The 13,364-nt window shown below is 71.2% G+C and carries 8 protein-coding genes; 3 read left to right on the top strand and 5 right to left on the bottom strand.

The genetic code is table 11. The features are described from left to right. Window positions 1-8 precede the first annotated feature (8 nt). Both AC1DYP_RS05690 and AC1DYP_RS05685 read right to left on the bottom strand, forming a co-directional pair. A complete protein-coding gene (locus tag AC1DYP_RS05690) occupies window positions 9-1,994 on the bottom strand; it encodes a sensor histidine kinase (protein ID WP_477045511.1) in 1,986 nt (661 codons plus the stop codon). Further along, window positions 1,991-2,710: a response regulator gene (locus tag AC1DYP_RS05685; protein ID WP_477031655.1), complete on the bottom strand. Its 720-nt coding sequence runs from the start codon at window positions 2,708-2,710 to the stop codon at window positions 1,991-1,993. The genes AC1DYP_RS05690 and AC1DYP_RS05685 overlap by 4 nt, the downstream gene beginning before the upstream one ends. Before the next feature lie 434 nt (window positions 2,711-3,144). On the opposite strand from AC1DYP_RS05685, the gene AC1DYP_RS05680 reads away from it, so the two are divergent. Then, window positions 3,145-6,387 (top strand): autotransporter outer membrane beta-barrel domain-containing protein, encoded by a 3,243-nt coding sequence (locus AC1DYP_RS05680; RefSeq protein ID WP_477045510.1) that lies wholly within the window; start codon window positions 3,145-3,147, stop codon window positions 6,385-6,387. 146 nt (window positions 6,388-6,533) lie between these two features. Further along, on the top strand, window positions 6,534-7,271 hold the full coding sequence (locus tag AC1DYP_RS05675; RefSeq protein WP_477045509.1) for a response regulator: 738 nt from the start codon (window positions 6,534-6,536) through the stop codon (window positions 7,269-7,271). Here the strand turns inward: AC1DYP_RS05675 and AC1DYP_RS05670 are convergent. Both AC1DYP_RS05670 and AC1DYP_RS05665 read right to left on the bottom strand, forming a co-directional pair. Beyond that, window positions 7,268-8,188 carry a bifunctional helix-turn-helix transcriptional regulator/GNAT family N-acetyltransferase gene (locus tag AC1DYP_RS05670; RefSeq protein WP_477045508.1) on the bottom strand — a complete coding sequence of 307 codons (921 nt, stop codon included), beginning with the start codon at window positions 8,186-8,188 and terminating at the stop codon, window positions 7,268-7,270. The two genes, AC1DYP_RS05675 and AC1DYP_RS05670, sit on opposite strands and share 4 nt — an antisense overlap. Window positions 8,189-8,462: 274 nt before the next feature. After that, entirely contained in the window at window positions 8,463-9,788 is a 1,326-nt protein-coding gene (locus tag AC1DYP_RS05665; protein WP_477045507.1) for an oxygenase MpaB family protein, read from the bottom strand. 132 nt (window positions 9,789-9,920) lie between these two features. On the opposite strand from AC1DYP_RS05665, the gene AC1DYP_RS05660 reads away from it, so the two are divergent. After that, complete coding sequence (locus tag AC1DYP_RS05660; protein WP_477045506.1) at window positions 9,921-10,526, top strand: TetR/AcrR family transcriptional regulator; 606 nt, start codon at window positions 9,921-9,923, stop codon at window positions 10,524-10,526. Window positions 10,527-10,536: 10 nt separating this feature from the next. Here the strand turns inward: AC1DYP_RS05660 and AC1DYP_RS05655 are convergent, their stop codons facing one another. Next, entirely contained in the window at window positions 10,537-13,242 is a 2,706-nt protein-coding gene (locus AC1DYP_RS05655; RefSeq protein WP_477045505.1) for an exo-rhamnogalacturonan lyase family protein, read from the bottom strand. Window positions 13,243-13,364 lie beyond the last annotated feature (122 nt).

Here is a 13,364-nt window from a genome sequence, read left to right as displayed (position 1 = left end):
GCGTCGCCTTATTCGGCCGCCTGCAGCCTCACCGGCGGCTGAACCGCAACGCCCTCGACCAGCGGCAGCCGCACCTGCACCAGCAACCCTTCGCCGGGCAGGCTCAGCCGGATATCCCCGCCATGCGCCCGCACGATCGAGCGGGCCGAGCTCAGCCCCAGCCCCACGCCCTGCTTGCTGGAGGTCCGGGCCTCGACGCCGCGATAGAACGGGGTGAACACCCGCTCCAGTTCGCCGGCCTCCAGGCCGGGGCCCCGGTCGCGGATCTCGACCACCGTCTCGTCGCCCTCGAGATGCAGGGCCACCCGGGCGCTGTCGCCGTACTTGACGGCGTTGTCCACGAGGTTGGCGAACACCCGCTGCAGGCCCAGCACCGAGACCTCGACCTCGGCCGGTTCGCCGGGCTCCAGGGCCACGTCGGCGCCGGTGACCTCGGCCTCGTCGATCACGCATTCCAGCAGCGAGCGCAGGTCGACCCGCTGGCGGGCCTCGGCCTCGGCGTCCTCGCGCATGAAGGCCAGCACCGAGGTGATCATCGCCTCCATCTGGTCCAGGTCCTGGCCGATCTCGCGGCGCAGGGCGGGCGAGGCGCGCTCCAGGCGGAAGCGCAGGCGGGCCAGGGGCGTGCGCAGGTCGTGCGAGATGGCGCCGATCATCGCCGTGCGGTCGGTGATGTAGCGGCTGAGCCGGCCCTGCATGGCGTTGAAGGCCCGGGCGGCGCGGCCGATCTCGGCCGGTCCGTCGGCGACGATCACTCCAAATCCACTTGGCGAGGCCGGGTCGCGGCCCAGCTGCTCGGCGGCGGCGGCGAAGCCGGCCAGGGGCGCGGCCAGGCGGCGGGCGAAGATCCAGCCCAGCGGCGCGACCACGGCCAGCGACAGGGCGAACCACATCAGCACCCGGCGCTGCCAGTTGTTGGGGAAGGCCTCGGGCTGGGGCCGCAGGGTCACCCACTGGTCGGGGCCCACCCGCAGGGCGGCCACGAAGTCGCCCTCGATGAACGGCGGCGGGGCCAGGCCGAACAGGCTGCGGTTGACGGGCGCGGCCAGGGGGCGGCCGGTCGTGGCCTCGGGCTCCGGCGCGGGCGGGCTGGGTCGAGGCGCGGGCATGGCGACGTGCGGCGCGGCCTGGACCGGTTCGGTGACGGGCACGGCGCGGGTCAGGGGCTGGGGCGGCGGCGGGCGCTTCAGGGTCGGCTCGCGCGCGGCCGCGTCGGCGACCGGGTCCAGCGGGGCGGACGGCTGGGCCACGCCCCGCAGCGAGTCGGGCAGGGTCACCACCCGCGAGCGGAACGGCGCGGCGAACAGCGGGTCGGCCGAGCGGCCGGCGTCGGCGGCGGTCGTCGAATAGCTGAAGGTCCGCTGGGTCCCGCCGGGGCCGGCGTCGCCCGACCGGAAGACGCGCTGTCCACCAACGGCGCGCGTCGCCCCGCCGGGCGATCCCGGGAAGCTCTGGCGGACCTGGACGCCGCCCCCCTGACCCATGGCGCCGCCCATGGGCCCCATCGGTCCGCCGACGCCGACGCGAACGCCGCCGCCGGGTCCCGGTCCCTGCGGCAGGGTCTGGGCCTCAGCATAGGTGGTGAACAACAGCAGGGCCAGCGGCGGATGGCCGGGGCGGCGGCTCTCGGTCCCGGCGAACGGCGGCGGCGCGTAGAACAGCAGGCGCACGTCCTCGCGCGGCACGTTCAACAGGCGGGCCAGGTCGGCGCGGGCAGGCTCGGAGGCCACCCAGCCGGGGCTCTGCAGGCTGGGCGGCTGGGTCTCGACCGTGCGGACCAGCGGCCGGTCGCTGTCGTTGTCGGGCACGGCGCCGCGCAGGCCGGCGGCGATGTCGGCCAGGGTGTGGTGCATGGCCGGGGCCGGCGGCAGCAGCACGGTCAACACCAGGGTGACGGTCTGGGCCACCACCAGGCCGGCGATCAGCAGGGCCAGGATCTGGAAGGCGATCGGCGGGCTGGGCCACCGCTTGAACAGGCCCCCCCGGGCGGTCATTCGATCGTGACCTTGGCGTCCAGCATGTAGCCCATCCCGCGATAGGTGCGGATCAGGGGGTGCTCGGACTGGGCCTCGATCTTGCGGCGCAGGCGGCTGATGTGCAGGTCGACGCGGCGGCCCAGGTTCTCGACCGTCTCGCCGGCGATGATGGTCAGCAGCTCGTCGCGCGACACCACCGAGCGGGCGTGGTCGACCAGGGTCGACAGGATCGTGAACTCGCCCGGCGTCAGCAGCAGCAGCACGCCGTTGGGCGCGGTCAGCTGGCGGGCGGCGGCGTCCAGCTTGAAGCCGGCGAACAGCCGCACGTCGCTGCGCGGGCCCTTGCCTCCGGCCCGGCGGCGCAGCAGGGCCTTGACCCGGGCCAGCAGCTCGCGCGGCGGGATCGGCTTGACCACGTAGTCGTCGGCGCCCAGCTCCAGCCCGACGATGCGGTCGACCGGGTCGCCCAGGGCGCTGAGCAGCAGGATGGCCGGGCCGTCGGTCCCCGACACCTGGCGGCACAGCGACAGGCCGTTCTCGCCCGGCAGGTTGACGTCCAGCACCAGCACGTCGACCGGACGGGTCTCGATCACCTCGCGGGCGGCGGGCACGCTGGCGGCCTGGCGCACGGTGTAGCCCTGGGCGACCAGATAGCCGGCCATCTCCTGGCGCAGCACGTCGTCGTCCTCGACCAGCAGGACGGTGGCGGTTTCGGAGGGCAGGGGCTGGATCATGGCGGCTGGCATACCCCCAGAATAAGGCGCGGCCGGGACCTTCGCCATGGGCGAAGAGTCGCGGTCTGGCTGTTTTCCAGGTCTTCAGGCGCTGTTTTGGATATAATTTTGTATCGGCCTCGACACATTACTGTATCTGGCCGAAACACTACTGCCCGTTTGCTTGCGCGGCGGGCCAGGCGGTCGGGTTCAGCCGCCGCGTTCCACGCGCCCCAGGGTCTTGTCGACCAGGGCGTCGAGGTCCCCCGCGCCGTGCCGCCGGTCCGTCGAGCCCGAACGAAGGGGTTTTGGAAACAGGTCCGTGTATCGGCCGACACACTCTCGAAACATTCGATGAGCTTGGAGCGGTCGAGCTTATCGACGCCGATACTTAGGGGTCATTCGCCAGCCATGGCGGCGCTCTAGGTAAGAACGGCACACATTACAGGCCGTTCATGTCCCGCAAATTTCTCGCCTCGGCCGCCATGGCTCCCCTGCTGCTCTGCGCGGGAGGGGCGGCGGCCGAAACCCAGGTGACCAGCAGCTCGCGCACCACGCCGATCGCCACCTCGACGGCCGCCTCCGGCGCCGCCGACGACGTCAAGATCACCAGCGACGGGGTGATCACCCTCTCCGCCTCGGGGGCGATCGCCACCCTGGACAGCGACAACATCCTGACCAACAACGGCACGCTGACCAGCGTCGGCGTCTCGGACTCGATCGGCGTCCTGGTGCTGGGCGGCCATACGGGGACTTTGCTCAACAGCCTCACGATCAGCCTGACCGAGGACTACGACTACACCGACGACGATGACGACGGCGACTACGACGGCCCGTTCGCCAAGGGCTCGGGCCGCTACGGCATCCGGCTGACCGGGACCGATCCGTTCGTCGGCACGATCACCAACGACTCCACCGGCGTGATCACCATCGAGGGCGCCGACTCCGCCGGCATCAGCCTGGAGGCGCCCTTTACGGGCTCGCTGGTCCATGCCGGCACGATCAGCGTGGTCGGCGACCGGAGCTACGGGATCCACAACACCGGCACGATCAGCGGAAGCCTGACCAGCACCGGCTCGATCAGCGTCGTGGGCGCCGGCAGCGTCGGCCTGGCGGTCGACGGCGACGTGGGCGGCGCGGTCGTCATCCAGGGTTCGGTCTATTCCACCGGCTACCGGGTCACCTCGCGCTATTCCGACCCGGACGACGAGGCCCTGCTCGACGCCGACGACCTGCTGCAGGGCGGCGGCGGGGTGAAGGTCACGGCCGACGTGGCCGGCGGCGTGCTGCTGGACGCCCCGCCCACCGACACCAACGACGACACCTCCGACGACGAGGACGCCGACGGCGTCACCGACAGCAGCGAGGGCACGGCCTCGATCACCGCCTACGGCTCGGCTCCCGCCCTGCTGATCGGTTCGGACACCCGGGCCGTGACCCTGGGCGCGGTCGGAACCGGCGACGACGCCTATGGCCTGATCATCAAGGGCTCGATCACGGCGGCGGGCATCCATGACGGGATCAGCGCCACGGGCCTGCAGCTGGGCGGCGACACCGGTCAGTCCACGATCATCACCGGCGGGGTCAAGCTGAGCGGCTCGATCTCGGCCAGCGCCTACGAGGCCGACGCCGTGGGGCTGAAGCTGAACGCCGGCGCCGTGGCCGACACCCTGTGGAACACCGGCGGGATCGCCGCCTCGGTCACGGGCGACACCGCCGTCACCGCCAAGGCCGTGAGCATCGCCGCCGGCGCCAGCATGACCAGCATCACCAACGCCGGGACCATCACCGCCACGGTCGGCGGCGAGGGCGGCTCGTCCTACGCCATCATCGACGAGACCGGCGGCCTGACGACCATCACCAACACCGGCTCGATCGCCGCCTACGTGGTGGCCACCGACGACGCGTACGACACCGACGACAGCGACACCGACGCCGCCAACGAGACGGTCACCGGCGTGGCGACGGCCATCGACGTGTCGAAGAACACCACCGGCGTGACCATCGTCCAGAGCGGCGTCAACGACGGGGACGACGGCGACGACGACGTGGCCGACACCGATACCGACGGCGATGGCGTGGACGACGCCGACGAGCCGATCATCCGCGGCCGGGTGCTGCTGGGCTCGGGCGCCGACAGCCTGTCGATCCTCAACGGCGGCCTGATCGGCGACGTCTGGTTCGGCGACGGGGCCGACAAGCTGACCATCGACGGCACCGGCTACATGATCGGCGCCCTGCACGACAGCGACGGCCTGCTGGACATCAAGATCGGCAACGGCACGCTGGGCCTGACCAACGCCGAGACCATCAAGGCCACCAGCCTGAACCTGGGCGCCGACAGCGTGCTGATCTTCACGGTCGATCCCACCGCCGGAACCCAGACCAAGCTGGTGGTCGACACCGCCACGGTCGAGACCGGCGCCTCGCTGGGCCTGAACTTCAAGAGCCTGCTGACCACGCCGACCACCTACACCGTGATCCAGGCCGGCGCCCTGACCGCCGGGACGATCGACCAGGACCTGCTGGGCCACGTGGCCTACATGTATGTCGCCAACGCCTATGCGACGGGCAACGAGGTCAATATCGACGTGCGGCGGCGCTCGGCGTCCGAGGCCTCGATGTCGCGCAGCCAGACCAGCGCCTACGACGCGGTGTTCGCGGCCCTGTCGAACGACGCCGACATCGCCGGCGCCTTCCTGAACCAGAGCACCCAAGACGGCTTCTTCGGCCTGTACGACCAGATGCTGCCCAGCCAGGGCGAGGGCCTGTTCTCGGCCCTGCAGGCCGTGCAGCAGCAGATCTCGGCGGCCACCGCCAACCGTCCCGACGTCGGCGACCGCTATGGCCCCGACAGCGTCTGGCTGCAGGAGATCAACGCCCTGGTCCGCCGCGAGGACGGCGACACCCAAGGCTCCGACACCCAGGCCCTGGGCATGGTGGCCGGCTACGAGGCGATGGGCGACGCCGGCGGGGCGCTGGGCCTGACCCTGGCGGCGGTCAGCCTGGAAGAGCACGACACCGTCGCCAAGCTGGGCGAGAAGACGACCGCCTCGATCCTGCAGGCCGGCCTCTACTGGCGGCGGTCGGTCGGCGGCTGGCGGTTCAACCTCGGCGGCGGGGCCGGCTACAGCCGTTTCAACGGCGACCGCGGCTTCGTCAGCGCCGACATCGACGGCGACGGCACGGCCGATGTCAGCCTGACCAACACCGCCGCCTGGAACGGCCTGGTCGCCAACGCCTTCGCGGGGCTGGCCTACGAGGCGCGGCTGGGCGACGTCTATCTGCGCCCCGAGGCCCGGCTGGACTATGTCTGGCTGTGGGAAGGCGAGCGTAAGGAGCACGGCGGCGGCGCGGGCTTCGACCTGGCCGTGGCCGAGCGCGAGGCCGACAACCTCAGCGGCGACCTCGGCCTGGTGCTGGGCAAGCAGTACGGCAAGGAGGTCTGGGTGCGGCCCGAGCTGCGGGTCGGCTACCGCCAGACCCTGGCCGGCGCGATGGGCGACACCATCGCCAGCTTCGCCGGCGGCTCGGCCTTCACCCTGGCCGCCGCCAACGACAAGGAGGGGGCTGTGACCCTGGGCTTCGCGCTGCGCGCCGGCTCGGCCCTGTCCTACGTCGCCCTGGAAGGCGGCGCCGAGGCCTCGCGCAAGCAGACCAAGTACACCATGCGGCTGAGCGGAAGGGCGATGTTCTAGATGACCGCCTCGCCTTGCTTCACGCCCCCAACGTCCGTCTTCCCGGCGAAGGCCGGGATCCAGATTCATCCTGAGCGTCTCGCGGGCTTCACCTGGGCCCCGGCCTTCGCCGGGGAGACGGAGAGCCCACGGCGAAAGGGACCGACATGCTGAGTCCCGTGGAAAAGCGCATCCTCATCCTCGACGGCGACCCCGTGGCCCGCCACGACATGACGGGCCTGCTGGCCGGCTACGGCCTGACCACCCTGGGGGCCGGCAGCGCCCGCGAGATGGAGCAGATCCTGCGCGAGACCCAGGTCAATCTGGTGATGCTGGACATGATGCTGCCCGACGCCTCGGGTTTGTTCGTCTGCTCGCGCCTGCTCAGCCTGCCCTCGCCGCCGGCGATCATGATGGTCTCGCACTCGGGCGAGGAATGCGACGTGGTGGTGGGCCTGGAGCTCGGGGCCGACGACTATGTGATCAAGCCCTACCGCCCGCGCGAGCTGCTGGCCCGGGTCAAGGCGGTGCTGCGCCGCCACGACGACACGCGTCCCGAGGAGCCGGCCCGCGAGGCGCCCGCCGTCTACCGCTTCGAGGGCTGGCGGCTGAACGCCGCGACCCAGGAGCTTTTCGATCCTCGCGGCCGGCCCATGGCGCTGTCGACCGCCGAGTTCCTGGTGCTGTGGGCCCTGGTCGCCAGGCCCAACCAGGTGCTGACCCGCGACGAGCTGCGCCAGGGTCCGCCCGACGCCCACGCGCGGCCCGCGCCCCAGCAGGTCAACGTCGCCATCAGCCGTCTGCGCGGCAAGCTGGACAGCGTCGACGGCGGCGCGCACCTGATCCGCACGGTGCGCCATGTGGGCTACATCTTCGCGGCCCGGGTGGACCGGGTGCAGGACTAGGTCAGGTCCAGCGCCCAGGTCTGGCCCACCAGGTCGTGGCCGAACGAATGGTGCGGCGCCTCGTCGACCAGCACGAAGCCGGCTCGCTGGTAGATCCTCCGCGCGGCGACCAGGATGCTGTTGGTCCACAGCTCCAGCCGGCGATAGCCGACCGCGCGGGCCCGGTCCGTGCAGGCCTGGACCAGCATCGCGCCCACGCCGCGGCCCCGCGTGTCGGGCTCGACATACAGCAGCCGAAGCTTGCCGACCTCCGGGGCGTCGCCGCGCACCAGGAAGATCGAGCCCACCACGCGGCCGTCGATTTCGGCGATCCACGCGGCCTCGCGCGCCGGATCGAAGGACTGGACGAAGTCGGCCAGGATTTTCGCCACCAGGGCCTCGTAGTCCTGGGTCCAGCCGTATTCCTGCGTGTAAAGCACCGCTTGGCGATGGACGATCCAGCCCAGGTCGCCGGGCCGCAGGTCGCGCAGGATCACCGCGCCGGCGGGCGCCTCGTCGAACACCTGGCGGATGGACTGGGCGGCCGCGAGCAGGCTCTGGCGCTTGGCCGTCGGCAGGTCCGTCAGCAGGCCGGCGATGGCGTCGTAGGTGTTTCGATCCAGCGCGGCGAACGCTTCGCGGCCGGTGGCCGTCAGCCGGATCGACCGGCTGCGCCCCCCGCCGGGATGCGGCGCCGTCTCGACCAGGTCCCGCGCCTCGAAACGCTTGAGGGTCCGGCTCAACTGCGCCGGGTCCAGGCCGAGGGCGCGGGTGATCTCGGCGGCGCTCGGATCGGTCCGGTGGGCGAGTTCGTAGAGGATGCGGGCCTCGGTCAGCGAGAACGGGCTGGCGTCCAGCTGAGGGTTCAGCAGGCCGAGCTTGCGCGTGTACAGCCGGTTGAAGGCGCGCAGGGCGGCGATTTGCGTCTCCGGGATCATGGCGAGCTCCACCTGCTATGTTGACTGAGGCAAATAATCGATATCTTGACTGAGTCAACATGCGAGGGGAGGGCGTAGAGAGGCAACGCGTCGGTTGCTTCCCTTGTCCCGTCATTCCCGCCCTTGTGGCGGGAACCCCTGGTTCAGCTGACGGTGAGGCGCCTTGGCGCGCTGGCGCGCCACACCCCTGCACCTGCGGCGGACAGAGGGGTTCCCGCCACAAGGGCGGGAATGACGGCCGAAAGAGGCGATCACACCTGAATGTCTCCAGCCGCTACGCCGCCGCCGGCGCGGGGTGGGCCGAGCGGTACTGCGCCGCGTCGGTTACGTATTCGGCGTGGCCGTAGCGGGCCAGCAGCTTGCGCACCCGGTGCTCCAGGGTGGCGTTGGCCGCCTCGCGCAGACCCGGGACCTTGTCCGCCGCCTTGAACGCCAGCATCCGTGCGATCACCCCCAGGGCCACGGTCGCGAACACCAGCCGGTCGAGCGGGTCCACCGAGATCCCCATCCGCGCCGCCGCCGCCCGGTCGCCGTTCATGAAGTGGCGCAGGAAGAAGGCCTTGGCGAAGCGGCGCTCGATGCGGTCGTGCAGGCGGTTGGCGGGCGAGCGGTCGGGCGGCAGGTAGGCGGCCAGGGTGGCGCGGATCAGCGCCCCGCAGGTCTCGTCGTCGAAGCCCTGGCGCAGGGTGGTGTTGCGGGCCGTCATGATCCGCACCACCCCCTCGGGCGTGTCGGCCAGCAGGTCCTGCGGCAGGCCCAGCAGGAAGCAGCGATAGCGCGCCAGCTCCACCTTGGCCCGCTCCTCGCGGGTGAAGTGGCGACGGCCCTGGCGCAGGATCTTGAAGGCCATCAGGAACACCGGGATCAGCCCGGCCGGCATCTGGTCGACCTGTGGGATCGGCACGCCGTAGACCGACACGTCCCAGCGGCCCGAACGAATGGCGTTGAACCGCACCATCGAGTGCATCAGCCGCACCATGGCGGCGGCCTTGAACCCGGCGCCGTGACGCTCCAGCGCCCCCGGCAATACGGTGGTGGCGAAGAAGGTCGCGGTCTCGTTGACGCGCCGGGCGGCGGTGTCGCTGCTCAGGGTCCCGGTCAGGGCCATGGGCAGGGCCGAGTACTTGTTCAGGAAGGTCGCCACGAACGCCCCGCGGATCGCGAACGGCGCCAAATGGGCCGTGGCGTTGAGGTCCAGCCGCGCCCCCTCGCGCACCAGGTCCATGTCGACCCAGTCGGGCGTGGCCTCCATGTCGGCGATGAAGGCGAGGAGCTCCGGCGGCGCGTCGGCCACCGCCTCGACGCCGTGCTCGCAGGCGGTGGTCAGCATGTCGATCAGCCGGCGAAAGCCGTACTTGGGGATCAGGGCGGCGTAGGCGTCGGCGACGATGTCGCCCAGCATGGTGTAGGCCTGGACGCGGTCCAGGTCGTCCTGGGTGACGGTCACGCCCAGGGGGGCGCGGTCGCGGACCACGGCCTTGGACGCGTCCGGTGTGAAGCGTTCGGGCACGGCGTCGAAGTCGACGTTGCCGTACAGCGCCGGCAGCAGCGTCTTCTGCGACGCCACCTTGGCGCGGACCTGGTCGATCGAGAGGCTCATCGGGCTCCTGGGGTTTGCCGAACCCGCCGATAAAGGCGGATCCTGGTGTCGCCGATCAGGTTATGTAAGCGTCGTTCACGTTCCTACTCGCCTTCCCTCGGACGGCGTGGAGCGACGCAGGGAAGGTGGCAAGTGCCTGAAAGACAACGCAGAACGCCGCGCCAGGCCCGTTCGGAATCGACGATCGACGCGATCCTCGACGCGACCTTTCAACTTCTCGAGGCCGACGGCGTCGACAAGCTGACCACCAACCACATCGCCGAGCGGGCCGGGGTCAGCATCGGCACGCTCTACCAGTATTTCGCCGGCAAGCAGGACATCCTGGCCGCCATCGCCCAGCGCCGGGCGGCCAGCGTGCGCGACGCCATCGCCGAGACGGTGATCGAGCGGCCGGAGCTGGGCAGCGTGCGGTCGATCGTCCGGGCCCTGATGCGCGGCTTCGAGGGCTCGCCCGCCACCGGCCAGGTGCTGTTCGACGCCTTGTTCCAGAAGGGCGAGGACGGGATGCTGATGCATCACCACAAGGCCTTCATGGCCTCGATCGCCGGCAAGGCGCGGCTGGAGATCGCCCTGACCGACGAGTCCGCCTTCGTCCTCACCCACGCGGTCATCGGCCTGCTGCGCGCGGCGGCCGCCGAGAAGGACCTGGGCCTGGACCCGGCGGCGCTGGAGGATGAACTGGTGCGGCTGATGGAGGCCTATGTGGCGGCGTTGGCGACCACGCCGCGCAACGCCTGAGGTCCTCTTCCTACTTGGTCGCCACCGACCCCAGCGCCTCCGGCACCAGGGCCAGGTTCATGATCGCCGCCAGGCCCCATTGCGCCGTGCCGTTGGTGGTGACCCCGGCCGCCTCGTCGATGGGGTTGAGCACGTCGGGCCCATCGAAGCGCTTGGTGGCCGTCGACAGGTTCAGGTCCTCGACCACGCCCCTGCCGAAGAACTCCTTCCAGGTCCGTTCGGCCAGAGCCTTGTCGCCCAGCCGCCAGGCCGCATAGGCGGTCAGCCGCGAGTGGCCCTGGCGCAGGCCGTTGGCGCCCAGCGGCTGGCCGAACCGGGCCGTCTGCTCGTCGCGCGGGGCGTTGTACCAGCGGCAATAGTCCAGCCAGGCCTTGTCGTAGGCGGGCTCGCGGATCAGGGCCAGCATCTCGACATGGATCTCGGGCGCGCCGAACGCCGCGTTCAGGTGGCTGACGGCCAGCTTGTCGCCCGCGCCGGAGAACTTGCCGGTCTTGACGTCGTAGGTCGCGCTGCCGGCGAACCACTGCTTCTGCAGGGCGGCGATGGTCCTCATGCCGTCGACGATCCGGGCCCGCCAGCGCGGGTCGCCGGTGCGCTCCCACTCGGTGAACCAGGCCCCGCACAGCGAGCTCCAGTCGGTGCCGAACGAGGCGCGGATCTCGCCCTTGGGCCAGGCGTCGTTCTGCAGCTTGCGGCCGATATTGACCCGGGTCAGGGCCTCGTCGCCGTCGAGCAGGTCGCGCATCAGGTCGCCCACCCGCTCGTCGGCGGTCAGGTAGTAGTAGATGCGGCGGTAGATGGCGTTGCTGACCCGCGGCTGCTTGGAGCTGTCGCCCCAGTGCTGCACCCCGTGCCGGGTGCCCAGGCCGCGGTAGGGACCCACGTGATAGACGTCGACCTCGCCGGTGTGGCGGGTCATGGCCTCGGCCATGCGGAACACGTCGGCCCGGCCGCCGCGCAGATAGCTCAGCCACAGCCACAGGTCGGTCGACAGCTCGGAATTGTCCCAGGCGAAGCCGCCGATGTCGTAGCGCCAGACGTGGCGGTCGACGTCGTAGCTGTGCATGAAGTCGCCGTAGTCCCAGAAGCCGTACCAGCGGCGCTGCTCGATCTGGCCGAGGTAGAACTTCAGCAGCTGGTCCTGGCGGTCCTCGATCTGGGCCTTCAGGGGCGTGCTCCGGTCGGGCAGGCTCCAGGCCCCCAGCACGTCGGCGGCGTGGATCCGCTCGGGCGTGGCCATCAGGCGGGGCGGCTGGTCGTTCAACCGCGCCATCTTCGGGAAGGCCTCGCGGGCCGGCGTCGTGTCCAACGCCCACAGCCGCAGCTCGGTGGTGCGGGCGACGCCGGTGGGCGTGCCCCAGTTCTTTTCGTAGTCCTCGTAGGTGATGTTGAGGCCTTCGGTCTCCTGGGCGTGCGTCTCCATGCCCAGGCCGTCGTGATAGAAGCGGGTGTCCATCACCGGGGCGTCGGGCGACCACAGCCAGGCGGTCAGCTGGGCGACGTTGCCGGCCGCGTTGCGGACCTCCAGGGCGGTCGGCGGGGCGCGCCAGAAGTTGCCCAGGCCGATCGCCGCCCCGCCGGCCGCGCCGCCGACATAGGCCACGCCGCTGGCCCGCTGGCCGCCGTCGGCGTGGATCCAGGCGTGGCCCGGCTCGGTGCGCTTGCGGATGGTGAAGCCGTCGGCCGTCGGCTGCGACAGCAGGAAGTCGCCCCAGTTGGGGATCAGGTGCAGGCCCGCACGGACGGGGGCGGGCATCTGGTCGGCGGGCGGGGTCTTGCGGCCGGCGATCTGGGCGTCGCGGAACGCCTTGCCGGCGTCGCGGCGGAGGCCGGTCAGCGGCTTGACGGCCTCGGCCCAGAGGCCCTCGTCCTGGCCGGTGAAGCGGACGTGGCGGTCGTACAGTTCGTCCGCCATCGGAACGTCTGCGGTGACGCCCAGGCCGCAGACGAAGTCCTTGGCCGCGTCGCCGTCGAAGATGAAGGTGTGCATCATCCGCAGCGAGTCCGCGCCGGCATAGGCGTAGAAGCGCACGATGAACGGCGCCCAGGCGCGGGTCCCCTGCTTGTGGCGGCCCTCGACGCGGATCACCGCGCGGACCGGGCCGGACTGCTCCACCGTCACCTTGTCCAGCGCGCTCTCGAAGGTCTTGCGGGCCACCGGCGTCTGGTCGATCTCGGGCGCGTCCTGGGTCTGCAGGACCAGGCGGACGTTGCGCAGCACCTCGCGGCCGCCCCGGGCGGCGGAGGCGATCAGGGCCGAGCCGTCGCGGGGGAAGCGCCAGGTCGCCGGGCCGGTCGAGACCTCGACGGCGGCCGGAGTCTCGGTCACGCGCACGCCGGCGGCGGCCTCGGACCTGCCGGGCTCGATCGTCAGGCGTTCGCCGATCTCGCCCGCGCCGACCGCGTGGGCCGTCCACTTCAACGAGCCATCGGGCCAGTAGGCGAGGGGCCAGGTCTGCAGGGCCACGGCGGCGCCGTTCGCGCCCTTGGCGCGGAAGGCCTGCTTGCGGGAGTACAGCCCTTGCGGCCAGGGCGTGCCCCAGGTCTGCCCCGCGTTCAGGGCCGGCGGCTTGCCGTCGATCCAGCGGATGTCGGTGGGGGGCAGGGCGCGCGCCCCCTTGGCCGGGGTCGCGGCCAGGACCGGGCTCGACAGTCCGGCCAGGGCTCCGGCCAAGGTGGCTTGCACCAGCACGTCGCGTCGTGTGGGGGTGGTCATGGCCGCTTCTCCCTGTGTGCGTCGTCGTCGGCGTCAGCGGCCGGGCAGCGCGATCTTGCCAGCGACGCTAATTCCATATTCTGTGACGTCAATCCATTTTGTGAGATATTCGGGAGGGCGTC

Source organism: Caulobacter sp. P1_D6 (assembly GCF_056406095.1).
The sequence above is the reverse complement of the archived record's forward strand: the minus strand, read 5'-3'. Positions and strand labels throughout refer to the sequence as shown.

Coding starts and splice junctions, on each gene's coding strand:
- AC1DYP_RS05690 (WP_477045511.1), bottom strand. CDS start 1,994: ATGACCGCCCGGGGGGGCCTGTTCAAGCGGTGGCCCAGCCCGCCGATC.
- AC1DYP_RS05685 (WP_477031655.1), bottom strand. CDS start 2,710: ATGATCCAGCCCCTGCCCTCCGAAACCGCCACCGTCCTGCTGGTCGAG.
- AC1DYP_RS05680 (WP_477045510.1), top strand. CDS start 3,145: ATGTCCCGCAAATTTCTCGCCTCGGCCGCCATGGCTCCCCTGCTGCTC.
- AC1DYP_RS05675 (WP_477045509.1), top strand. CDS start 6,534: ATGCTGAGTCCCGTGGAAAAGCGCATCCTCATCCTCGACGGCGACCCC.
- AC1DYP_RS05670 (WP_477045508.1), bottom strand. CDS start 8,188: ATGATCCCGGAGACGCAAATCGCCGCCCTGCGCGCCTTCAACCGGCTG.
- AC1DYP_RS05665 (WP_477045507.1), bottom strand. CDS start 9,788: ATGAGCCTCTCGATCGACCAGGTCCGCGCCAAGGTGGCGTCGCAGAAG.
- AC1DYP_RS05655 (WP_477045505.1), bottom strand. CDS start 13,242: ATGACCACCCCCACACGACGCGACGTGCTGGTGCAAGCCACCTTGGCC.